Origin of the sequence: Georgenia sp. 311 (assembly GCF_006151955.1) — a bacterium.
Lineage (GTDB): Bacteria > Actinomycetota > Actinomycetes > Actinomycetales > Actinomycetaceae > Oceanitalea > Oceanitalea wutianyii.
On sequence record NZ_VDFS01000044.1, the window covers coordinates 36,044 to 59,436 of the forward strand.

The window sequence follows — 23,393 nt, forward strand, 5'->3', positions numbered from 1 at the left end:
CCGCTCATGGCGGCGAAGTCGCCGCACGTCCCGGTGATGGATCGGCTAGCGGGGCGGGGTGTCCGGTATGCGGCCGACATGCAACCGCGGGAAGGCCTCTTTGCTGTGGAGCGGCTTTCCGCTGTCGGGCCTGCGGGCTCGACATCTATCAGCGTCTTGCTCGGCAGATCCAAATGGGCATCGCCAGGTGCAGAGCGCAGGGGCGGCGTACTTGACGTTTCGGCGCCCGACTACGCGCCCGGCGCACGGCGCGCCGATGAAGACGACCGTGCCGGGAGTGCTGAAGTCCCGGCAGTGCCGGGTCGGCGCCGTGTGGTGACGGCCCCGACCCGGCACTATCGACCAGCAGGGGAGCGTGCGCCTATCCGCAGCTCACCGCCTCGAATGCCGCCTCGGTGGTCGAGGCGCGCTCATCGATCCGCGCGCTGACGCTCACAGTGCCGGCCTCCAGCGCGTTCTGCCGCGTGCTGAATGTGTGGAAGGCGTTGTTCCCGACGGCGACGTCGTCGAACTGGCGGCTGCCGTAGGCCGTCGACAGCTCGATGGCCGCCGGGGCCTCGTCGGTGTTGAGCGCGCGCACCGCGACATAGGCGCGCCCCGCGAGGCAGCGCGCCTGAGCCTGCACGTCCACCGAGACCTCGTCCACGCCGTCCGGCGGGAGCATGCCCTTCTCGACGACGAGCGTGTGGTTCTCCCCGAAGACGTTGAGCTCGGCGATCCCCACCGTGACGTCCTCCGTCGTGCCGGTGATCTTCAGGCGCACGGCGTGGGTGAGCACCCGGTCGAACGTGACGTACTCAGCGGTGTGCGGAGTGGTGTTCTCGCTCCTGTCGACCAGCGGCTGCCACGAGTTCGACTCGATGTCGCGGTACTCCAGGGTGTACTGCACCGCGTTGTCCTTCGTGTGCCCGTGCCCGGTCTCCTTCCAGTTGATCTGCGCCGCGGAGATGTAGAACGGGTTCCCGAAGCCACTGATGTAGGTCGGGTCCTCATCGTCCTCGGCGGGCTGCCACCAGGTCCCGAGCGATCGGTCCGCCGCGTAGTACGGCGTGCGTCCGGGGGCGTAGCTGCTCGTCCAGTACGCCGAGGTGAGCGTGCTGACGTTGTACAGCCCGACGTCCCGCTGGCCGTCGATCTCGTGTCCCGGGGCCAGCTGGGGCGTGTTGGACAGGTCGCAGCTCAGCGCACCCGTGGGCCCGACCTCGCACGTGTCCATCCCCAGCCGCCGCTCGAAGCCCGTCTCGTAGGCGATGACGTAGGTGTAGAAGAAGATGATGTTGCCCGCGTCGTCGACCACGAAGGACCCGTGCCCCGCGTTGGGGTACAGCGCGCTCGGGTAGTTGCTCTGCGGGCCGTAGCCGATCGGGTTCACCTGCCCCTCCGGCAGGCTGTACTCCCCGAGTGGGCTCTGGGACGACATGACTCCGGCGGAGTAGCCCGTGTGCTCCGACCCGCCTGCCACGACCTGCACGTAGTACGTGTCACCCACCTTGAACATCTGCCCTCCCTCCATGTACCCGTGGGTGAAGCCCTGCTTGTTCTCACCGATGTGCTGCCACTCCTGGGCCGGGTCGTAGTCGAAGAGCACGACGGGCTCGGTCAGCACCTTGGTCGGATCCGTCGGATCGAGCTCGACGCCCATGATCGGCGCGCCGAGGTTGTAGACCAGGTAGAGACGGCCGTCCGTGTCGAGGAAGAACTGGACGTCACCGGCCGAGAGGGTCCGGCCGTTCAGGTGCCTGGGCCACCCGAGCTCGGTCCACGGACCGGTGGGGGAGTCCGCGACGTAGAACGGCGTCCAGTTGCCCCCCATGTAGAACTTGTCGCCGACCTGGACGACGGACGGCGCCGTGAGACCCAGGTTCATCTCGTGGGGGGTCCAGGTGAGGTAGTCGGTCGTGGACCAGGCGACGCGGCTGTTGACGTCGTTCCCCAGGCCACCGGACGCGTACAGGTACATGGTTCCGTCGACGTTCAGGGCGCTGAAGTCCGCGGCCGTGCGGAAGGCGTTCTCGCCCACGGTCGAGAAGTTCTCGCCCGGGGCGGTGAAGCCCGCCTTCGACAGGCCTGAGAGGTTCCGCCCGTCCGCCGATGTCCACTCCGGCTTCGCCAAGATCTCCAACATCCTGGGAGACACATTCGCGATGCCCTCATCCGTCGGCGCCATCGCAATCGGATTACTGTCGACTTCCATGTCAGGCAGGTCGATCGGGTTCGTGTAGGTCAGGTCCATGTCGACGCCGGGCAGGGGCACCCTGGCGGCAGGGCTTCCCCACGGCGTCGGCTCCTCGGCCCCTACGGCGGTACCGACCGCCATGGGAGCTCGAGCCGGCGCCCCGGCTGCACCCCCGGCCGCGACGAGGCTCGCGGCGATCAAAGCCCCTGCGGCAGCGAGGGCTGCTGAGGTTTGCGCCATGCCTCGCCGGCTGCGTCGGTCTTTTCGGGCTGTCTCTTCGGTCATCACTGGATCTCCGTCCTGCGACTTTGCAGAATCCCGCACGGTCCCGATCTCCTGGATCTCTGAACCGGCGAGTTGGACAGCGTTAACGCTCACATCATTGGGCCCGATGTCGAGTCTGAGTCAGGTCATAACACCTGTCAACCCATCGGTCCGAATTGCGGAAGTGTGCTCGCCGGGTATTTCTGCTTTCAATCCGAAACCGCCACTCGTGCGGGTGGTTCTTTAGTAGGAATTCCCTTGAGCGATCGCGAGCGCGTGTCCTGCGAAGGTCTTGGTGTGACCTCTCGGGGCGTAGGTCATCGCTCGCGAGGGGGAGGGTCTCGACACAGGCTGAACGCGGGTTTAGGCTTCTGAACATGAGTTCAGCCATGGCTGAGGAGCTCACCGCCCGGGCGCGGATCGTCCGCGCCGCGGTGCGGCGGTTCGCGGCCGACGGCATGTCCGCCCCGCTGCGGACGATCGCGGCCGACGCGGGCGTCAGCGCCGGCCTGATCATCCATCACTTCGGCTCCGCCGACGGGCTGCGCGCCGCGTGCGACGAGCACGTCCTCGACGTCGTCCGGACCAACAAGCAGCGCGTGTTCACCCGCTCGGTCGGCGCCGGGGCCATGCTCGCCCAGCTCGCCGAGATCGAGGGCTACGCCCCGGTCGTCGGGTACGTCCTGCGCCGGCTCCAGGCCGGCGGCGAGCTCGCCGCCACCCTCGTCGACGGGTTCGTCACCGACGCCGTCGAGTACCTCGCGCAGGGGGAGGCGGCCGGCGTCGTGCGCCCGAGCCGGGACCCCGCGGCCCGCGCGCGCGTCCTCACCGAGCAGGCGCTCGGCGCGCTCCTGCTCCAGCTGCCCGCCCAGCAGGACCACCTCGACCTCGACGAGCTGCCCGGCTGGCTCCGGTCCTACCCCGAGCGCATCGTCGGGCCGCTGCTCGAGGTCTACACCGAGGGCGTGCTCGCCGACCGCACGCTGCTCGACGCCTACCTCGCCGACCGCGAGTCCCGACCGTCCCCACCCTGAACCCGGGAGCCCCGATGTCCCGCCCTGCCGTCTCCGCCCGCGACCTCACCAAGACCTTCGGACCCACCCGCGCGCTCGACGGCTTCTCCCTCACCGTCCCCGCGGGCCAGGTCACCGGCTTCCTCGGGCCCAACGGCTCGGGGAAGTCGACGACGATCCGCGTCCTGCTCGGCATGCTGCGCGCCGACTCCGGCACCGTCGAGGTCCTCGGCCGCGACCCGTGGCACGACGCCGTCGAGGTCCACCGCCGACTCGCCTACGTCCCCGGGGACACGAGCCTGTGGCCCGGCCTCACCGGCGGGGAGGCGATCGACGTCCTCACCCGGCACGAGACCGGCGCCGCGCACCGCCGCCGCAGGGCCGAGCTCCTCGAGCGCTTCGAGCTCGACCCCACGCGCAGGACCCGCACCTACTCCAAGGGCAACCGGCAGAAGGTCGCGCTCGTCGCGGCACTGTCCCGCGACGTCGACCTCTACCTGCTCGACGAGCCGACCTCGGGCCTGGACCCGCTCATGGAGCTCGTCTTCACCGAGGAGGTCCGGCGCCTGCGCGAGGCCGGGCGCACCGTGCTGCTGTCCAGCCACATCCTCGCCGAGGTCGAGAAGCTCTGCGACGTTGTGACGATCATCCGCGCCGGCCGCGACGTCGAGAGCGGGACGCTCGCCGACCTGCGCCACCTCACCCGCTCGACGGTCTCCGCGACGACGGCGGTGGACCCGGCGCCGCTCGCGCGCGTCCCCGGCGTCCACGACCTCGCCGTCACCGGCGACGGGCGGCTGACCTTCGGCGTCGACGACGCCGCGCTCCCACGCGTCCTGCCCGTGCTCGCCGACCTCGGGGCGCGCCACCTCACCGTCACCCCGCCCTCGCTCGAGGAGCTGTTCCTGCGCCACTACGGCGAGGACCTCGTGCCCGAGAACGCCGGGGGCCGGCGATGACCGCGACGGTGCGCCCCCCGACCACGGCCCCGGCCCCCGCCGCCACCGGCGGTGAGCTCACCGGCACCGGGGACCTCCTGCGACTGTTCCTCCGGCTGTCCCGCCGGCAGATCGCCATCTGGGCGCTCGCCTTCCTCGCCCTCGTCGCCCTCTCGGTCGTCGCGCTCGAGGAGACCTACCCCGACGCCGCGGCGCTGCAGGCCCGGGCGATGCTCCTCGAGAGCCCCGCGGCCGTGATGATGACCGGCCCGGCGTTCGCGCTGGAGGACTACACGTTCGGGGCGATGATCGCCAACGAGCTCTCCCTGTGGCTGCTGCTGCCCGCCGCGATCATGAGCGTCCTGCTCGCCGTGCGCCACACCCGCGCCGAGGAGGAGTCCGGGCGCCTGGAGCTGCTGCGGTCCCTGCCGGTCGGGCGGTACGCGCCCGCCGTCGCGGCGATGCTCACCGTGGCACTGGCCGACGTCGCCGTCGGGGCCGCGACCACCGCCGGCCTCGTCATCACCGGCATGCCCGCGGCGGACTCCCTGGCCCTGGGGCTCGCGACGGCGCTCACCGGACTCGTGTTCGGCGCGGTCGCCGCCGTCACCGCCCAGGTCACCGAGCACGCCCGCACCGCCTCCGGCCTGGCACTCGGGGCGCTCGCGGCGGCGTTCCTCGTCCGCGGGGTCGGGGACGTCATCGAGCGGACGGGCTCGTGGCTCTCCTGGTTCTCCCCGCTCGCCTGGGCGCAGCAGACGCGCGTGTTCGTCGACCTGCGGTGGTGGCCGCTCGCCCTGTCCGCCGGCACGACGCTCGTGCTCCTCCTCCTCGCCGCCTCGCTCGCCCGCCGCCGGGACCTCGGCGCGGGGCTGCGCGCGGCACGCCCCGGCCCGGCGCAGGCGTCGCGCGCGCTCATGGCCCCGGCCGGCCTCGCCCGCCGGCTCGTCTCGGGCACGTTCGTCGCCTGGGCGGTCGCGATGTTCCTCTTCGCCCTCGCCTTCGGTGCCCTGGCCAGCTCCCTGGACGACGTCATCGCCGACATCCCCGCGATGGGGGAGTGGATCGAGCTCGACCTCGACGACCTCACCCGGTCCTTCGCGGCCGTCATCCTCTCCTTCCTCGCCCTCTGCCCGGCCGCGCTCGCCGTGTCCGGCGTCCTGCGGCTGCGGGCCGAGGAGCGCGAGGGCCGACTGGAGGGGGTGCTCGCGTCCGGCAGCTCGCGGACCGGGGTGCTCGGGCGGTGGGCGCTCGTCGTCGCCGTCGAGTCCGCGCTCGTCCAGGTGCTGCTCGGCATCGGCGCGGGCCTGGGGGTGAGCGCCGGGACGGGGGAGGTCGCGTGGGTCGGGGAGCTCACGGCGGCGTCGCTCGCCTACCTGCCGGCCGTCCTGCTCCTCGGCGGCGTGGCGGTCGCGCTGGTCGGGCTGGCGCCCCGGCTCGCCTCCCTCGCGTGGGTGCCCGTCGTGTGGGCAGCGCTCGTCGTCTTTCTCGGGGAGCTGCTCGGCCTGCCGTCCTGGGCGCGGGACCTCTCCCCGCTCACCCACACCCCGCTGGTCCCGGGAGCCGCGCTCACGGCGGGCCCGCTCGCCGTCATGACGGTCCTCGCCCTGGGGCTCGCGGCGGCCGGGCTCCTGGGCCTGCGCCGCCGCGACGTCGGCACTGCCTGACCGGGCCGGCGGCACCGGTGCGCGGGGGTCAGGCGAGCCGCGGCCGCCTGGCCAGGCGCCGGTAGGCCCGGTCCCACCAGCGTTCGGTCACCGGGACGACGACCGGCTCCTCCCGGTCCATCCGGTCGCGGACGTCGGCGCGCACCCCGAGGAGGGTGAGGACCATCGCGAGCGTCGAGACGACGGCGATGACGCCGATGACGGAGACCGCCCAGCGGTAGTCGAGCAGGCTCGGCGCGGCCGAGCCGGACCGCGCGTCGAGCACCATGCCGACGGCGACGGCGGCGACCATCGCCCCGGCGAACCCGCCCGCGTTGACCAGGCCGGTCGCCGTCGAGATCCGGGCGGCCGGGTTGTAGTCGCGGGCGATGTGGAAGCCGATCTGGGAGCCCGGCCCGCCGATGGCGAAGACGACGAACACGGCCGTCACCACCGCCGACGGCGGACGACCGCCCGGCCACAGGACGAGCAGGGCGACGGCGAGCACCCCGGCGAGCGAGATGCCCACCGCCATCGGCGCCCGCCACGTCGGACGACGCCCCGCGAGCGGGCCGACGAGGAAGCTGAACGCGACCGTCGCGAGCACGTAGAGGGACAGCAGGGAGGCGGCGCGCGCGTCCGGGTAGCCGAGCGCCTCGGTGAGGTAGGGGTAGCCCCACACGAGCGCGACGACGACGCCCGGCGCCATCGTCGCCTGGTGGGTCCAGAACCCCAGCCGCGTCTCCCGGCGTCCCCACGTCGCCCCGATGCCGCGCAGGGCGGGCCGGCGGGCGGGGGAGCCGTCCGGCTCCACCGGGGCGAGCTGACGGAAGGGGGCGGCGACGGTCGGACGCAGCAGCAGGAGGGCGTAGCCGAGGGAGGCGACGGCGGTGAGGGCGAAGGTCCGCGTCCAGCCGAGCGCGTCGAGGGCGAGGACGAGCGGGACGGTCGCGACGAGGTTGCCGAGCATGCCGACGAGCCCGGTGAGCGAGGTGAGCACGGCGTAACGGCGGTGAGGGAACCACATCGCCGCGAGCCGCAGGACGGCGATGAACACCGCCGCGTCGCCCACCCCGAGCAGCGCGCGAGCGGCGAGCGCCACCGGGAAGCTCGTCGCGAAGGCGAAGAGGAGCTGGGCGGCGCCCATGACGAGCGTCGAGGCGAGGAGCACCTTGCGCGCGCCCCACCGGTCGATCGCCACCCCCGCCGGCACCTGCATGAGCGCGTACAGCCCGAGCTGGACCATGACGAAGGAGCCGAGCTCGGTCGCCGAGATGTCGAGCCGCTCGACGGCGGTGGGCCCGGCGACGCCGAGCGAGGCGCGGTGCAGGTAGGCGAGGAAGTAGGCGCCGGCCCCGACCAGCCACACGAGCCACGCCGAGCGGGCCGCCCGGTGGCCGATGCGGCGCGGAGAGAAGGTCACGATGGCCCATGCTCCCACCACCACCACCACCACCGCGGCGGACGGTGCGGGGCGCCGCGCGCCGGGTGTCGTTAGCATCGGGCAGCATCGACGAGAGGCGGTCACCCTGAGCTCCCCCGACGTGGACGACGTCCCGGACCCGCGCCGCTGGCGCATCCTCGCGGTCCTGCTCGTCGCCATCTTCATGTCGCTCGTCAGCGTGAGCATCATCAACGTCGTCCTCCCCTCCGTGCAGCGCGGCCTGGGCGCCTCGGACTCCGACCTCCAGTGGGTCCTCACCGGCTACGCCCTCACCTTCGGCGTCGTCCTCGTCGGGGCGGGCCGGGCCGGTGACCTCCTCGGGCGCGGGCCGCTGTTCATCGCCGGCGTCGTCCTGTTCACCCTCTCCTCGGTGTGGGGCGGCCTCGCACCCGACCCGCTGAGCCTCAACCTCTCCCGGGTGGTCCAGGGGCTCGGCTCCGGCCTGCTCAACCCGCAGGCCGTGGGGATGATCCAGCAGTACTTCCGGGGCCCCGAGCGCGGCCGCGCCTACGGTGCGCTGGGCAGCGTCATCGGCGTCTCGGTGGCCGTCGGGCCGGTGCTCGGCGGGCTCATCATCCAGCTCGCCGGCGAGGCGGACGGGTGGCGCTGGACGTTCCTCGTCAACGTGCCCGTGGGCGTCCTCGCCGTCGTCCTCGCGCTGCGCTGGTTCCCGCGTCCGATGCGTGTGCCGCGCGCCGCGCGGACCGGCTCCCACGACCTCGACCCCGTCGGCACGGTGCTCCTCGCCGTCGCGGTCCTCGCCCTGCTCCTGCCGTTCGTCGAGCGCAGCCTGGGCTCGTGGGGGTGGCTGCTGCTGCCCGGCGGGGCCGCGCTCCTCGCGCTGTGGGTGGCCTGGGAGCTGCACTACCGGCGGCGCGGGCGCGCCCCCATGGTCGACCTCTCGCTCTTCCGGCTGCGCAGCTTCTCCGTCGGCACCGTCATCGCCGGGCTCTACTTCCTCGGCGTCACGAGCGTGTGGGTGATCGTCGCGCTCTACGTGCAGAACGGCCTGGGCCGCAGCGCGCTGGAGGCCGGGCTCGTCGGGCTGCCCGCCGCGCTCGTCTCGGCCGTCACCTCGAACTGGGCGGGCCGGCACGTCGGCGCTCGCGGGCGTCGCATCGTCGTCGCCGGGCTGGTGAGCGCGATGGTCGGGCTGCTGCTCAGCGTGCTCGTCGTCCAGCTCGTCGCCGCGGACCGCGCGAGCGTGTGGTGGATGCTCCTCACCCTCGCCTTCGTCGGGGCCGCGCAGGGCATGGTCATCACCCCGAACCAGACGATCACGCTCGGGCAGGTGCCGCTGGAGTACTCCGGTGCGGCGGGCGGCGTCCTGCAGACCGCCCAGCGCATCGGCACGGCGATGGGACTGGCGGTCATCACCGCCGTGGCCTTCGCCGTGCTCGAGGAGTCGACCTGGGCGGTGGCGGTGACCGCCGGGTTCCTCGCGGTCACCGGCGCGCTGGCGGTCACCCTCGCCGTCGCGGTCCTCGACCTGCGCGGCGCGCGCCGCGGGCGCTGACTACCCGCCGAGGTGCCCCGCGAGGCGGGCGTGACGCGCGGCGCTCGCCTCGTCAAGACCGATGATCGTCACGTTCTTGCCGCGAGCGGCGTACTTCGTCGTGATCGCGTCGAGCGCCGCGACCGTCGAGGCGTCCCAGATGTGCGAGCGGGACAGGTCGATGACGACGTTCTGCGGGTCCCCGCTGTAGTCGAACTGGTACACGAGGTCGTTGGACGAGGCCCACAGCAGCTCCCCGACGACGGCGTAGACCCGGGTGTCCTCGTCGGGGTGGGCGACCTCGACGACCTCGGTGACGTGTGCGACGCGGCGCACGAACATGAGGGCCGCGACGAGCACGCCGGTGACGACGCCGTAGGCGAGGTTCTCGGTGGCGACGGTGACGACGACGGTCGCGAGCATGACCGCCGTCTCGCTGAGCGGCATGCGGCGCAGCGTCGCCGGCCGCACCGAGTGCCAGTCGAACGTCGCGACGCACACCATGACCATGACGGCGACGAGCGCGGCCATCGGGATCCGGCCGATCGGGTCACCGAACCCGACGACGAGGACGAGGAGGAACACCCCGGCGAGGAACGTGGAGATCCGGGTGCGCGCGCCGGAGACCTTCGTGTTGATCATCGTCTGGCCGATCATCGCGCAGCCGCCCATCCCGCCGAGGAGGCCGGTGACGACGTTCGCGGCGCCCTGCCCCCACGCCTCACGGGTCTTGTCGGAGTGCGTGTCGGTGACGTCGTCGACGAGCTTGGCGGTCATGAGGGACTCCATGAGCCCGACGAGCGCCATCCCGACGGCGAAGGGGCCGATGATCCGCAGCGTCTCGAGCGTGAGCGGGACGTCGGGCAGGAACAGCGAGGGCAGCGAGTCGGGCAGCTCGCCCTGGTCGGCGACGTCGGGCACGTCGAGCCCGAGGACGACGCTCGCCGTCGTGAGGACGACGATCGCGACGAGCGGGGCCGGCACGGCCGTGGTGAGCCGGGGGAGCAGCGCGATGAGCGCGACGCCGACCGCGACCATGGCGTACACGTGCCACGTGACGTCGGTGAGGTAGGGCAGCTGGGCGAGCAGCACGAGGATCGCCAGCGCGTTGACGAAGCCGACCATGACGCTGCGCGGGATGAACCGCACGAGCCGGGCCACGCCGAGCACCGCCAGCAGCACCTGGACGAGCCCGGCGAGGATGACGGTGGCGATGAGGTAGTCCATGCCGTGCTCGCGCATCACCGGGGCGATGACGAGCGCGACCGCGCCCGTCGCCGCGGAGATCATCGCCGGGCGCCCGCCGAGGAAGGCGATGGACACGGCCATCGTGAAGGAGGCGAACAGGCCCACCCGCGGGTCCACGCCGGCGATGATCGAGAACGAGATCGCCTCGGGGATGAGCGCGAGCGCGACGACGAGCCCGGCCAGCACCTCGGTGCGCAGCCGGCGCGGGTCGCGCAGCGCCGCCCGCACCGAGGTGACGTCGTGGGCGCGCTCGGCGCGGCGCCGGCGGTCGGCGAGAGGTGAGGGCACGAGGTCTCCCGTGGGTCGACGGCGGCACGCGCCGAGAGGTCCGGAGGGGCGCGTCGTCGAGCCGGGGAGAGCCGGGTGGCACCCGGGCGCTCCACCCCACACCTTAGTCCGCCGGGCGCCGCCTTCCGGAGCGCCCCCGGCAGGACTCGAACCTGCAACCTACGGATTAGAAGGCCGTTGCTCTATCCATTGAGCTACGGGGGCAGCGCCACCGGACGGAGGCCCTGGGAACAACGGTAGTGCCTCCCCGGAGAACCAGATGCCGACACGGGGCCGACATGCTTGGAGGGTCCCCTCTGACCAGGGAGGATGGGCCCGTGACCACCGACCTCCGACGACGCGACGGCGGGCCGAGTCGTCACGTCCGGGGCAGGTCGCCGATCCTCGACGTCGTCGTCGACCTGCACGAGGACGTCGCCGCCGCCCGCTTCCCCCTCGACCTGCCCGGCGCCCCGGAGCTCACCGAGCTGCGGGACCGGATCGAGACGCAGATCGGTGCCCACCTGCTGCCGCGCCTCAAGCGCGAGGCCGGGCCCGCCGTCGTCGTCCTCGGCGGCTCGACCGGCGCGGGCAAGTCGACGCTCGTCAACTCCGTCGTGGGCCGGGAGGTCACCCAGGCCGGCGTCATCCGCCCGACGACCACCGAGCCCCTCCTCGTCGTGCGCGAGGAGGACACCTGGCTCGTCGCCGAGCACCCGATCGCCCGCCTCGCCGACGTCGTCGCCGACGACCGCGTGCCCGCCGGCCTCGCGCTGCTCGACGCCCCCGACCTCGACTCCGTCCTCGAGGGCAACCGCGCGCTGGCCAACCTCCTGCTCGAGACCGCCGACCTCTGGCTCTTCGTCACCACCGCCGCGCGCTACGGCGACGCCGTGCCGTGGCGGGTGCTGCGCCAGGCGCAGGAGCGGGGGATCACCGTCGCCGTCGTCCTCAACCGGGTCCCGCGCCGCGTGCTCGCCGAGGTGCGCGGCGACCTCATGCGCCGGATGACCGACCTCGGGATGGGGGAGGCGCCGCTGTTCGTCGTCCCCGACGTCGGCCCCCACGAGGGCCTGCTGCCCGAGGAGGTCGTCGAGCCCGTGCGCACGTGGCTCACCCTCCTCGGCGGGCGAAACACCGCGCGCGGCGTCGTCCGTCGCACCACCCAGGGCGTGTGGGGGACGCTGCGCGAGGAGCTGCTGCGCCTCTCCGACGGCATCACCGCCCAGGCGATGGCCGCCGGCGCGCTGCGCTCGTGCGCCGAGCAGGCGGTGGCCGGCGCGGGTGACGCGCTCGTCGCCCGGCTGCGCGCCGGCGCCGCCGCCCAGGGCGCCCCGACCACCCGCTGGCTCGCGGCGGCGAGCACCGGCGGGGTCCTCGCCCCGCTCACCGGGGACGTCTCCCGCGTGCGCCGCGGCTGGCGCGGGGGCGGGCTGCGGGCCCGCACCGAGGCCGCCGAGGCCCTCGGCGCCGAGGTGCGCCGCTCGCTCGTCACGCTCACCGCCGCCGCCGCCACGAGCGCCGCGGCCGAGCTGGACCGCGCCTGGTCCGAGCGTGGTGGCGCCGCGCTCCTCGAGCACGACCCCGCGTGGGCCGCCGGCCGCGACACGCGCGCCGAGGAGGCCGTGGCCGCGTGGGCCGCGCGCAGCGACGCGCTCGCCGCCGAGCTCATCGGCGCCGACCCCCGTGTCCTCACCGCCGCCGGCCTCAGCGGGCTGCTCCAGGCCGCCGCCGCGGGCCTGGACGGTGCCGCCCGAGCCACGCGCGCCGTCGCGCCTGGGCAGGACGCCGTCGCGCGCGTGACCGCCGACCTGCACGAGACCGCGCGCGCCGTCGTCGGCGAGGAGGCGGGCCCCGCGCTCGACCGGCTCGCCGCGCTCGGGCTGCGCAGCGACGCCGGGGCCGGCCTGCGCCTGCGGGCCAGTGAGCTGAAGGGGCACCGATGAGCCAGACCGCCACCCGCCGGCACGGCGCGCACGTCGCGCCCGTCACCGACGACGACGCCCGCCTCACCGCGCGCGTCCAGGTGATCGCCGAGGCGCTGGAGATCGCCGGGGACCAGGTCGACCCTGCTCTCGTCGAGGCGTCCCTCGCGGACATCGCCCGGGTGGAGGAGCGGCTGCGGCTCGGGGTGGGCTGGACCGTCGCGGCGCTCGTCGGGGGCACCGGCTCGGGCAAGTCCTCCCTGTTCAACGCGATCTCCGGGCTGAGCTTCGCCGACGTCGGGGCCATCCGCCCGACCACCGACCGCGCCGCCGCGTGCGTGTGGGGCGGGCAGGCCACCGAGCTCCTCGACTTCCTCTCCGTCGGGCCCCACCGGCGCATCGAGCGCGAGAGCATGCTCGACGCCGACCACGAGCGCGTGCTGCACGGGCTGGTCCTCCTCGACATGCCCGACCACGACTCCGTCGCCGAGGCGCACGCCGGCCAGGTCGACCGGCTGCTCCCGCTCGTCGACCTCCTCGTCTGGGTGGTCGACCCGCAGAAGTACGCCGACAACGTGCTGCACGCCCGCTACCTGCGCGGGCTCGCCGACCGGCAGGCCGCGATGCTCGTCCTCGTCAACCAGGTCGACACGATCCCGCGGGCGGCCGTGCCACGCGTCGTCGACTCCGTGCGCAGCCTCCTGCGCGCCGACGGCTTGGACGACGTCGAGGTCCTCACAACCTCGGCGAGCACCGGGGAGGGCGTCGACGACGTCCGCGAGGTGCTCGCCCGGACCGTGGCCGGCCACTCCGCCGCCGCGCGCACGGCCGAGGCGGAGGTCGAGGCGGTCGCGCGCCGCCTCGCCGTCGCCGTCGGGCCGGGTGAGCCGCCGGCCGGTGAGGCGCAGGTGGCGGCCGCGACCGACGAGCTCACCCGGGCCGCCGGGACCGACGCCGTCGCCGAGTCGCTGCGCTCGGCCGCCACCCGGGTACGGCCCAGCGCCCCGGCCCGGCCCGAGCTGCCCGCTGCGGGCACGGTCGAGGCCGTGCGCGGCCGCTGGCTCGCGTCCGTGACCGACGGGCTGCCGGCCCGCTGGCGTCAGGCGGTGGAGAGCGATGTCTCCCCGAGCAAGGACCTGCGCGCGGCGGTGGGGAAGGCGGTCGGGAGCGTGCCGCTGCCCGAGGCGCGGCAGCCCGGGGCGATCGCGCTGCACGTCGCCGGCCTGGTGCTCGCCGTCCTCGGCGTCGTCGGGCTCGTGCTCGGCCTCACGGGGGTGCTCGGCACGGACCTGCCCGGCGGGCTGCTGCTCGGCGTGGGCGGTGGGCTGGTCGCGCTCGGCGTGGGCGCCGTCGTCGGCTCCCGGCTCTGGCGTGGCTCCCACGGTGAGCGGGTGGCGGCCGGGTACCGCGAGGACGTGACCGCGCGGGTGCGGGACGTCGTGCGCACCGCGCTCGCCGAGCCGACGAGCTCCGTGCTCGCGCGGCACCGCACGTTGCGCGAGGCCGTCGCGGGGACTGCCCCACAGCGCGGCTGAGCGACCACGCCCTCCCCAACCCGGACCCTGCTGGTGACGGGCGGTGGGGGCGCGCGGGCATCGTCGTGCCAACGCCGGCCACCGGGCCGGCCGCGAGCAGGGGAGCACCCGATGAGCGACACCAACCAGATCACCGTGCGCGGCAGGGTCGGCACCGAGCCCGACATCACCATCACCCCCAGCGGCAGGCAGGTGACCAAGTTCCGGCTCGGTTCCACCCGCGGCTACCGCGACACCGCGGGGGAGTGGCGCGACCACCCCACGGAGTGGTTCACCGTCAAGGTGTGGGGCGGAGCGAGCGACGCGGTGAGCCAGTCCCTCCACCGCGGCATGCCGGTCGTCGTCCAGGGCGTGCTCAGCACGGAGGAGTGGATCTCCGGGGACGACCGCAACCAGCACACCAACGTCATCACGGCCACCACCGTCGCCGTCGAGGTGAGGTACGGGCTCGTCACCTTCAACAAGGTCACCCGCATCGGGCCCCCGGAGGCCGTCCCCGCCGTCGTCGACGGCCCGCCGGCCGAGGAGCCGCCCGGGCTCGAGGACCCCGAGGAGGAGGGGGCGTCGCCGGAGGAGGCCGCGGAGCTCGCCGTCGAGCGGGACGAGTGGGCCAGGGCCGAGGTGTAGCGGCCGATCGCCGGGAGCGAAGCGTGCGTCGTCGTCGTGCGCCCGCGCGCCCGCCGTGGCCTACCCTGGAGGATTGCAGGCGGCCGGGGCTCTCCCGGCCGGCAATCCTCGAAGCACTGGGAGTGAAGTGGCCGAGTACATCTACTCGATGGTCAGGGCGCGCAAGGCACACGGCGACAAGGTCATCCTCGACGACGTCTCCATGTCCTTCCTTCCCGGCGCGAAGATCGGCATGGTCGGTCCCAACGGTGCCGGTAAGTCGACCATCCTCAAGATCATGGCCGGGCTCGAGCAGCCCTCCAACGGTGAGGCGCGGCTGAGCCCCGGCTACACCGTCGGCATCCTCCTCCAGGAGCCCCCGCTCGACGAGTCCAAGACGGTCCTGGAGAACGTCCAGGACGGCGTCGCGGAGATCAAGGGCAAGCTCGACCGGTTCAACCAGATCGGCGAGGAGATGGCGAGCCCCGACGCCGACTTCGACGCACTCATGGAGGAGATGGGCAAGCTCCAGACGGAGATCGACGCCGCGAACGCGTGGGACCTCGACTCCCAGCTCGAGCAGGCGATGGACGCCCTGCGCCTGCCCCCGGGCGACGCCGACGTCTCGGTCCTCTCCGGTGGTGAGCGCCGCCGCGTCGCGCTGTGCAAGCTCCTCCTCGAGGCGCCGGACCTCCTGCTCCTCGACGAGCCCACCAACCACCTCGACGCCGAGTCCGTCCAGTGGCTCGAGCAGCACCTGTCCAAGTACCCCGGCGCCGTCATCGCCATCACCCACGACCGGTACTTCCTCGACCACGTCGCCGAGTGGATCGCCGAGGTCGACCGCGGCCGCCTCTACCCCTACGAGGGCAACTACTCCACCTACCTGGAGAAGAAGGCCGCCCGTCTGCAGGTCCAGGGCAAGAAGGACGCCAAGCTCCAGAAGCGCCTCAAGGAGGAGCTGGAGTGGGTGCGGTCCTCGGCCAAGGGCCGCCAGGCCAAGTCCAAGGCCCGCCTCGCCCGCTACGAGGAGATGGCCGCCGAGGCAGAGCGCACCCGCAAGCTCGACTTCGAGGAGATCCAGATCCCGCCGGGCCCGCGCCTGGGCTCGGTCGTCATCGAGGCGAAGGACCTGGAGAAGGGCTTCGGGGACCGCAAGCTCATCGACGGCCTGTCCTTCTCCCTGCCGCCCAACGGCATCGTCGGCGTCATCGGCCCCAACGGCGTCGGCAAGACGACGCTGTTCAAGACGATCGTCGGCCTCGAGCCGCTCGACGCCGGGGACCTCAAGATCGGTGAGACGGTCAAGATCTCCTACGTCGACCAGAGCCGCGGCGGCCTGGACCCCAAGAAGACGCTGTGGGAGGTCGTCTCCGACGGCCTGGACTTCATCCAGGTCGGCAACGTCGAGATCCCCTCGCGCGCCTACGTCTCCCAGTTCGGCTTCAAGGGCGCCGACCAGCAGAAGCCGGCCGGGGTGCTCTCCGGCGGTGAGCGCAACCGCCTCAACCTCGCGCTCACCCTCAAGCAGGGCGGCAACCTGCTCCTGCTCGACGAGCCGACCAACGACCTCGACGTCGAGACCCTCGGCTCGCTGGAGAACGCGCTGCTCGACTTCCCGGGCTGCGCCGTCGTCGTCTCGCACGACCGCTGGTTCCTCGACCGCGTCGCCACCCACATCCTCGCGTGGGAGGGCACCGACGAGAACCCGGCGAGCTGGTACTGGTTCGAGGGCAACTTCGCCTCCTACGAGGAGAACAAGGTCGAGCGGCTCGGTCCCGACGCGGCGCGCCCGCACCGGATGACCTACCGCAAGCTCACCCGCGGCTGATGACGCGGCTGACCGTCCCCGTCAGGCTCCGCTGGTCGGACATCGACGGGTACGGGCACGTCAACAACGCCGCGGTGCTCACCCTCCTCGAGGAGGCACGCATCGCGGTGTTCTGGGCGGGCGCGGACGACGACGCCGGTGCCGGAGGCAGGATCCTCGCCTCCGGCCCCGGCGCGGACACCGCGACGTTCATCGCCCACCAGGAGATCGAGTACGCCGCGCCGCTGGAGTACTCGACCACGCCGCTCCAGGTGGAGCTCTGGCTCGCCCGCATGGGCGGGGCGAGCCTCGACGTCTGCTACGAGGTGCCGGGCGCGCAGGGCGTCGCCGTGCGCGCGATGACGACGCTCGTCCTCGTCGACCCGGCCACCGGCCGCCCGCGCCGCATCACCGCGGAGGAGCGGGCCGCCTGGGCCCACCTCGTCGAGGAGCCCGTCCGCTTCCGCCGCTCCCTCTCCCGCTGACAGGCGGCGACCAGAACTCCGCTCTCGCGACCAACTCCGCTCTCGCGCAAAACTCCGCTCTCGCGCACAACTCCGCTCTCGCGGGAGGGGGTACTGCCTTCCCGCGAGAGCGGAGTTTTGCGTGACAGCCGACTTTCGCGTGACAGCCGACTTTTGGGTGACAGCCGACTTTTGGGCGAGAGCCGACTTTTGCGTGACAGCGGACTTTTGCGCGAGAGCGGAGTTGCGCGAGCGGCGGCGGCGTCGTTGCGTGCGGAACTCGGCTGTCGCGGGTTACCGGCGGCGGGTCTTGTGGTGGCGCAGGGTGAGGGCGGCGAGGGCGAGGAAGGCGGCGAGAGCCAGCCACGCCATCGCCGAGCCGGGCGCCTCGACGGTGAGGGGCGGTGCGGCGCCCTCGGCCGCGGCACCCAGGGTGTCGGCCGACGGCGCGGTCGGCGGGACCGGCAGCGGTTCGTCGAGCGCGGCGAGGGTGAGCACGGTGAGCGAGGCCGTCCACCCCAGCGTCGACACGGCCGCGGGCCGGCCCTGCGGGTCGACCTTCTCCGGGAATGCGCCGACGGCGGTGCGGTGGTCGTCCATCCACTCGACGAGCGCGTCGGCCTTGGCCCGCTGCCCGTCGGTGGCCCAGGCGAGGGCGAAGAACATCGTCTCCGGGGTCCACGTCATGTCGTCGCCCCACCGCTCCCCGGGTTGCACCCCGCCGGTGTCCTGGACGATGACGTCCCACGTCGTGTCGAGCTCGGCGCGCACCTCCTCGGTCATCGCGTTGAACGGCGGTGCGAGCCAGGCGACCGCGGAGTCCTTGCCGCTGCCGTCGAGGATCGTGCGCTGGTAGCCGATGGATCCGAAGGACAGCTCGATGCCGATCGCGAGGCGGTCCGCCGCCCGGAACCAGCGGGCCGCGTCGAGCGCCTGCCCGGCCTGCTCGGCGATCGCCCCCGCGGCGCGCAGGCCGGCGAGCAGCGGCGCCGCGGTGCCGAGGTTGGGCGCCGGGTAGGCACTCTCCCAGTAGTCGGGCCGGGCGGGTGGGATGCCGTTCTCGTCGAGGCTCGCGGCGGCGTGGTCCGCGGCGGCCCGGACCATCGGGTAGAGCTCGGCCAGCGCCTCCTCGCGCTCGGCCGGCGAGGCCACCTGGAGGTACTGCCAGGTCGCCCACGGCAGCCAGCCGTTGGCGTCCAGCTGCCACGGGCGGGCGTCGGGCGGGCCGGACCCGTCGAGCAGCGTGCGTGCCTCCCACGTGCCGTCGGCCCGCTGGGTCTCGGCGTTGTACCGCAGGATCCGGTAGGCCTCCTCGGTGAAGCCCGCGCGGGCGAAGGCGACGGCGGTGAAGGCCGAGTCGCGCGGCCACGAGTACTTCCAGATCGTGTGCCAGGCGGCGGCGACCGCGCCGTTGTCCTGGAGCAGCAGGCGCATGTCGAGCAGCGCCCGCTCGGCCATCTCCCGTTCCGCCGAGGTCCGTCCCGGGACCGTCCCGGCAGCCAGCCACGCCCGGCTCTCCTCGACCTGCGCCAGCGCCTCCGGGCTCCCGGCGGGCACGACGGCCGGGCCTGCAGCCGCACCGGGCAGGTGGAGCCAGCTCCCGTCGGCGAGCTCCAGGACGCTCGAGCCGGGCAGGTACCGGGCCCCGGCGACCTCGAAGGCGGTGAGGGCGTACGGTCGGCCCTCGGTGCCGACGAGTCCGGCGGGCTGGACACCGAGCGTCTGCGCGGGCAGGTGGCGCCAGCACGAGTTGTCCGCCGCGCAGCGCCCGGGCTCCCCGACGTAGAACGCCAGGCGCCAGCCGCCGAAGTCCGCCGCGGCCCCGGCGCCGTACCGCGCCCAGCCGCCCCAGTGCGCACGGTCGTAGTTCCAGCTCGCCGGCTCGCCCGGGTCGCCGGTGCGGGTGCCCCACCACTCGACGGCGTCGTCGGTCCCGTGCGCCTGGAGGACAACGGCGTACTCCTCGCCGGGGACGACGGGCGCTCCGCCGAGGTCGAGCTCGAGCCAGCCCTCGCCCGGCCCGAGGTCCACCGACGCGGCGGCCACCTCCGTCGTCTGGTCGGCGACGTCGGTGCGGACCGACGCGGTGAGCTGCCCGCCGCTCGAGCGGCTGACCACCCACGCGCCCACCGCCCCCAGCGAGGCGCCGGAGGGGATGAACGTCTGCGCGGCGGCGTGGTCCTCACCGCGCAGGGAGAAGAGCGCGTCGGTGTGCTCCGGCTGGGACTCGTGGGCCGGGACGGCAGCCGCCGGCACGCCCCACGACACGACGGCGACGGCGCCGGCGAGTGCGGCGAGGAGCAGTCGTCGACGCGTCGTCACCGGCCAACCCTACGGGTGGCGCCGACGCCGTCCAAGCGCCTCAGGACAGCAGCTCGAGGACCGCCTGCTCCGCCGGGGCGAGTCCTGTCCGCACCGCGGCCTCACCCGGGGTCAGGGCGTCCGGCGGGATCGTGTGGCCGCGCTCGAAGGCGTCGATGACCTGCGGGTCGATGTAGGACGCCCGGCTCACTGCCGGGGTGTTGCCGAGGTCCTCGGCCACCCGTTTGACCGCCGTGGTGACGGCTGCCTGCCGCTTGCGCGCGGTGGCGACGTCCTGGGCCCGCGCGAGGGTGACGGCGGCGAGGACCGTCCCGCGCCACGTGCGGAAGTCCTTGGCGCTCGCGTCCGGGCCGAGGAGGTCCTTGATGTAGGCGTTGACGTCGGAGGAGGTGAGATCGGCCCAGCCGCGCCCGTTGCGGTAGGCGAGCAGCTCCTCCCCACCGCCGCGGCGCCGGCGCAGGGTGGTGAGCGGGGCGGTGAGGTCCTCGTCCTGCAGCGACAGGGAGCGGGGCATCCCGGACTTGGCGGTGTACTCGAAGGTCAGCGTGCCGTCGGAGCGGATCCGCAGGTGGTCCTTGCGCAGCGTCGCCAGCCCGTAGGTCTCGTGCCGGGCGGCGTAGGTCTCCCCGCCGATGCGGAAGGCGCCGCGGTCCAGCAGCCGGAAGGCGATGGCCAGCGCCTGGTCCCGGGAGAGCCGGGGCAGGGCGAGGTGCTCGGCGACCTGCGCCCGCGCGTCGGCCAGCCGCCCCGCGACCTCGAGCACGTGCCGGTGCTTGGCCCGCTCCCGCCGCGCCCGCCACACCTCGTGGTAGAGGTACTGGCGGCGCCCGGCGTCGTCGAGGCCCACCGCCTGGATGTGACCGGCGGGGTCGGGGCAGATCCACACCTCCCGCCAGGCCGGCGGGATGACGAGCCTCTTGCAGCGGTCGAGGATCTCGGGGTCCTCGACGCGGCGGCCCTCGTGGTCGAGGTAGACGAAGCCCCGGCCCGCCCGACGGCGGCCGAGGCCGGGGGAGTCGACGCTGACCTTACGCAGTCTCATGCGTTCATCACGGCGCCATTGTGCGAGTCCCGGCGAGGACGCGCTCGCCGGGCCGACTCACGCCGCGTGGACGCGGACCATGCCCTCCTGGGCGAGGGAGGCGACGAGCGCGCCGGACCGGTTGTAGACCTTGGCCAGCCCCAGGCCCCGCCCGCCCTGGGCGCTCGGGGCGTCCTGGACGTAGAGCAGCCACTCGTCGGCCCGCACGTCGCGGTGCCACCACATCGCGTGGTCGAGGCTCGCGACGGACAGCCCGGGGGAGGTCCACACGAGCTCGTGGCGGCGCAGCACCGGCTCGAGCATCACCTGGTCGCACGCGTAGGCGAGCAGCGCCCGGTGGAGGAGCTGGTCACCGTCGACGCGGCCGCGCGAGCGCATCCACAGCGCCTGGCGGCTGAGCGGCGAGCGTCCCCGCGGCACGTAGATCGAGCCCTCGACGTGGCGGATGTCGAAGGCGCCGTGCCGGGCGAAGAAGCGCGCCGCCGGGTGGTCGTAGCGCGCGAACAGGTCCGCCGAGCTCTCCAGCCCCTCCGGGCCGGGGACCTCGGGCGGCTCCTCGGCGTGCTCCAGGCCGGGCTGGCGCTCCTGGAAGGAGGTGATCATGGAGAGGATCGGCAGGCCGTCCTGGATCGCGTGGGTGCGCCGCGCGCTGAACGACCCGCCGTCGCGCAGCCGCTCGACCTCGAAGGTGATCGGCCGGTCGAGCTTGCCGGGGCGCAGGAAGTAGCCGTGCACCGAGTGCGGCAGCCGCTCGGCCGGCAGCCCGGCGTCGGCGACCGTCTGGCCGGCGGCGACGATTGCCTGGGCGAGCACCTGACCGCCGTAGACCCGGCCGCTCAGGTGGTCCAGCGACCCGCCCGTGCACTGGTCGTGGCCGGTGCGCTCCAGGCGCAGGAGACCGAGGACGGCCTCCAGCGCCTCGGTGGGCTCACCGGCGTCCGGGACGTCGGCCTCGGCGGGGCTCACGGTGCCTCCATGGTGTTGACGAGGGAGAAGGCGGCGCGCTGGAGGTAGTCCCACAGGAGCGCCTCGAGGTCGGCCGGCAGACCGAGCTCGTCGACCCCGTCGCGCATGTGCTGCAGCCAGCGGTCCCGCGCCAGCGGCGTGACGGCGTAGGGCGCGTGCCGCATCCGCAGCCGCGGGTGGCCACGGGTGTCGGAGTAGGTGCTCGGCCCGCCCCAGTACTGCTCGAGGAACATCGTCAGACGCTCGACGGCGCCCTCGAGGTCGTCCTCGGGGTACATCGGGGCCAGGACGTCGTCGGTGCGCACGCCCTCGTAGAAGCGGCGGACGAGGCGCTCGAAGGTCGGGCGCCCGCCCATGGCCTGGTAGACCGTCACCTGGTCGGCGGCGCTCACAGCCCCAGCTCGTCGAGCACCGGCAGCTGGCCGCGGACCAGGGCCCGCGCGTGCTCGGCGGAGTCCGCGCCGAGGGCGAGCTGGGCGAGCTCACGGCAGCGCTCCAGGCTCGTCGCGGCGAGGACGGCGGCGACGTCGGGCAGCGAGCGCGGCGACATCGACAGCGAGGAGACACCGAGGCCGACGAGGACGACCGCCATCGCGGGGTCCGCCGCGGCCTCGCCGCACACCCCGACCGGCCGGCCCTGCTGGTCGCCGCCGCGGCAGGTGGCGTCGATCATCCGCAGGACGGCGGGCTGGAAGGAGTCCGACAGCGAGGCGAGGGAGCCGAGCAGCCGGTCGGCGGCCATCGTGTACTGGGTGAGGTCGTTGGTGCCGATGGAGGCGAAGGCGGCGCGGGCGAGGATCGGCCCGGACATGAGCGCGGCGCTCGGCACCTCGACCATGACGCCGGCGGTCTCCAGGCCGTGCTTGGCGCAGGCGGCGACGAAGTCCTCCGCGTCCTCGACGGTGGCGACCATCGGGGCCATGACCCAGACCTCGGCGCTCTCCGCGGACGCGGCCTCGGCGATCGCGATGAGCTGGTGGTCCAGGATGCGCGGGTTGCGCCACGAGGTGCGCAGGCCGCGTACGCCGAGCGCCGGGTTGGGCTCGGCGGTGTCGGTGAGGAACGGCATCGGCTTGTCGGCACCGGCGTCGAGGGTGCGCACGACGACCTTCTTGCCGGGGAACGCCGAGAGCACCTTGCGGTACTCCTTGACCTGCTCGGCGATGCTCGGCTCCTCGGCGCGGTCGAGGAAGCAGAACTCGGTGCGGAACAGGCCCACGCCCTCCGCCCCGGCCTCGGCGGCCTTGGCGGCGCCGGCAGGCTCGCCGACGTTCGCGAGCAGCTGGACGTGGTGGCCGTCGCTCGTGCGCCCGTGGCCGTCGAAGGTCCGCACCTGCGCGGCGAGTGCCTCGGCGGCAGCGACCTCCTCGGGGCTCGGGTCGAGGACGGCGGTGCCGGCGGCGCCGTCGACGAGAACGAGGCGGCCGTCCTCGAGCGTCTCGACCGCGCCGGCCGCGCCGACGACGGCGGGGATGCCGAGCGAGCGGGCGAGGATCGCCGTGTGGGACGTCGGGCCGCCCTCGGCGGTGACGATCGCGCGGACCCTGGCCGGGTCGAGCAGCGCGGTGTCGGCCGGCGCGAGGTCGAGCGCCACGAGCACGAACGGCTCCTCGAGCTGAGGGATGCCCGGCATCGGCAGGCCCTGGAGCCCGGCGACGATGCGGTCGCGGACGTCGCGGACGTCCCGCGCGCGCTCGGCCATGTACCCGCCGAGGGCGCTGAGCTGGTCGGCGACGCCGTTGGCCGCCTCCCACACCGCCAGGGCCGGGGTCTTGCGCTCGTCGCGCACCTTGGCCTGCGCGGCGGTGACGAGGGTCGGGTCGGCGGCCATCTGCGCCGTCGTCGCGAGGATCTCGGCGGCCTCGCCGTGGGCGGCGGCGGCCGACGCGTTGAGGGTGTCGGCGACCTTCGTGGCGTGCTCGGCGACCTGCGCCGCCGCGGCCTCGACGTCCGCCTCCGCGGGCAGCCGCTCCGCCGCGTCCGGGGCGGGGATCGCCCCGGCGAGCTGAGCCACCGGGCCGGCGGCACGCCCCGGGCTCACGCCGATACCCCGGACCTTTGTGCGGGCGTGCTCAGTGCTCAAGATCGTGCTCCCGTCGCGTGGTGCATGCTGTGCTTATTGTGCGCCCCTGGCGGGGTGTGGTCGCAGGTGCCGGTACGGGCCGGTGCCGGGTCACATTCTCCCTGACGGAGCGTCTCGACGGGCTCGCCGCCCGGCCCGCCGTACGGTCG

At 73.8% G+C, this 23,393-nt stretch carries 17 protein-coding genes and 1 tRNA gene; 9 read left to right on the plus strand and 9 right to left on the minus strand.

Annotation, left to right across the window (positions count from 1 at the left end):
* Window positions 1-361: 361 nt before the first annotated feature.
* Window positions 362-2,125: a family 43 glycosylhydrolase gene (locus FHE66_RS09380; RefSeq protein WP_176554724.1), complete on the minus strand. Its 1,764-nt coding sequence runs from the start codon at window positions 2,123-2,125 to the stop codon at window positions 362-364.
* A 692-nt stretch (window positions 2,126-2,817) separates the two neighbouring features.
* Between FHE66_RS09380 and FHE66_RS09385 the strand changes: the two genes are divergently transcribed.
* Genes FHE66_RS09385 through FHE66_RS09395 form a run of 3 tightly spaced genes read left to right on the plus strand, consistent with a single transcriptional unit; the run spans window position 2,818 to window position 6,058 of the window.
* A complete protein-coding gene (locus FHE66_RS09385) occupies window positions 2,818-3,474 on the plus strand; it encodes a TetR/AcrR family transcriptional regulator (protein ID WP_139072699.1) in 657 nt (218 codons plus the stop codon).
* A gap of 14 nt (window positions 3,475-3,488) precedes the next feature.
* A complete protein-coding gene (locus FHE66_RS09390; protein ID WP_139072700.1) occupies window positions 3,489-4,412 on the plus strand; it encodes an ABC transporter ATP-binding protein in 924 nt (307 codons plus the stop codon).
* 8 nt (window positions 4,413-4,420) lie between these two features.
* Window positions 4,421-6,058 carry an ABC transporter permease gene (locus FHE66_RS09395; RefSeq protein WP_255303667.1) on the plus strand — a complete coding sequence of 546 codons (1,638 nt, stop codon included), beginning with the start codon at window positions 4,421-4,423 and terminating at the stop codon, window positions 6,056-6,058.
* Between the two features lie 28 nt (window positions 6,059-6,086).
* Here the strand turns inward: FHE66_RS09395 and FHE66_RS09400 are convergent, their stop codons facing one another.
* On the minus strand, window positions 6,087-7,460 hold the full coding sequence (locus FHE66_RS09400; RefSeq protein WP_176554725.1) for a nitrate/nitrite transporter: 1,374 nt from the start codon (window positions 7,458-7,460) through the stop codon (window positions 6,087-6,089).
* Window positions 7,461-7,581: 121 nt separating this feature from the next.
* Here FHE66_RS09400 and FHE66_RS09405 point away from each other — a divergent pair, with 121 nt between their 5' ends.
* Window positions 7,582-8,997 (plus strand): MFS transporter, encoded by a 1,416-nt coding sequence (locus FHE66_RS09405; protein ID WP_255303669.1) that lies wholly within the window; start codon window positions 7,582-7,584, stop codon window positions 8,995-8,997.
* Here the strand turns inward: FHE66_RS09405 and FHE66_RS09410 are convergent, their stop codons facing one another.
* Entirely contained in the window at window positions 8,998-10,512 is a 1,515-nt protein-coding gene (locus FHE66_RS09410) for a SulP family inorganic anion transporter (RefSeq protein WP_218013676.1), read from the minus strand. It lies immediately after the preceding gene.
* A gap of 131 nt (window positions 10,513-10,643) precedes the next feature.
* Window positions 10,644-10,716 (minus strand) — tRNA-Arg (locus tag FHE66_RS09415).
* Between the two features lie 113 nt (window positions 10,717-10,829).
* Between FHE66_RS09415 and FHE66_RS09420 the strand changes: the two genes are divergently transcribed.
* The 5 genes from FHE66_RS09420 (at window position 10,830) to FHE66_RS09440 (ending at window position 16,852) form a co-directional block, all read left to right on the plus strand.
* Window positions 10,830-12,437 (plus strand): GTPase domain-containing protein, encoded by a 1,608-nt coding sequence (locus tag FHE66_RS09420; RefSeq protein ID WP_139072704.1) that lies wholly within the window; start codon window positions 10,830-10,832, stop codon window positions 12,435-12,437.
* On the plus strand, window positions 12,434-13,951 hold the full coding sequence (locus FHE66_RS09425; RefSeq protein WP_139072705.1) for a GTPase: 1,518 nt from the start codon (window positions 12,434-12,436) through the stop codon (window positions 13,949-13,951). Before FHE66_RS09420 ends, FHE66_RS09425 begins: the two co-directional genes overlap by 4 nt.
* Window positions 13,952-14,062: 111 nt before the next feature.
* Window positions 14,063-14,578: a single-stranded DNA-binding protein gene (locus tag FHE66_RS09430; protein ID WP_139072706.1), complete on the plus strand. Its 516-nt coding sequence runs from the start codon at window positions 14,063-14,065 to the stop codon at window positions 14,576-14,578.
* 127 nt (window positions 14,579-14,705) lie between these two features.
* Entirely contained in the window at window positions 14,706-16,388 is a 1,683-nt protein-coding gene (ettA, locus tag FHE66_RS09435) for an energy-dependent translational throttle protein EttA (protein ID WP_139072707.1), read from the plus strand.
* Window positions 16,388-16,852, plus strand: coding sequence for a thioesterase family protein (locus tag FHE66_RS09440; protein WP_139072708.1), 465 nt, complete (start codon window positions 16,388-16,390; stop codon window positions 16,850-16,852). Before ettA ends, FHE66_RS09440 begins: the two co-directional genes overlap by 1 nt.
* Before the next feature lie 273 nt (window positions 16,853-17,125).
* Here the strand turns inward: FHE66_RS09440 and FHE66_RS09445 are convergent, their stop codons facing one another.
* Genes FHE66_RS09445 through ptsP form a run of 5 tightly spaced genes read right to left on the minus strand, consistent with a single transcriptional unit; the run spans window position 17,126 to window position 23,202 of the window.
* Window positions 17,126-19,153 carry a hypothetical protein gene (locus FHE66_RS09445; protein WP_139072709.1) on the minus strand — a complete coding sequence of 676 codons (2,028 nt, stop codon included), beginning with the start codon at window positions 19,151-19,153 and terminating at the stop codon, window positions 17,126-17,128.
* Between the two features lie 40 nt (window positions 19,154-19,193).
* The gene (locus FHE66_RS09450) at window positions 19,194-20,195 is read right to left on the minus strand and encodes a DNA topoisomerase IB (RefSeq protein ID WP_139072710.1); all 1,002 of its coding nucleotides are present in this window, start codon (window positions 20,193-20,195) and stop codon (window positions 19,194-19,196) included.
* Between the two features lie 57 nt (window positions 20,196-20,252).
* A complete protein-coding gene (locus tag FHE66_RS09455) occupies window positions 20,253-21,161 on the minus strand; it encodes an acyl-CoA thioesterase II (protein WP_139072711.1) in 909 nt (302 codons plus the stop codon).
* The gene (locus tag FHE66_RS09460; RefSeq protein WP_139072723.1) at window positions 21,158-21,517 is read right to left on the minus strand and encodes a globin; all 360 of its coding nucleotides are present in this window, start codon (window positions 21,515-21,517) and stop codon (window positions 21,158-21,160) included. The genes FHE66_RS09455 and FHE66_RS09460 overlap by 4 nt, the downstream gene beginning before the upstream one ends.
* A gap of 32 nt (window positions 21,518-21,549) precedes the next feature.
* Window positions 21,550-23,202: a phosphoenolpyruvate--protein phosphotransferase gene (gene ptsP, locus FHE66_RS09465; RefSeq protein ID WP_255303672.1), complete on the minus strand. Its 1,653-nt coding sequence runs from the start codon at window positions 23,200-23,202 to the stop codon at window positions 21,550-21,552.
* Window positions 23,203-23,393 lie beyond the last annotated feature (191 nt).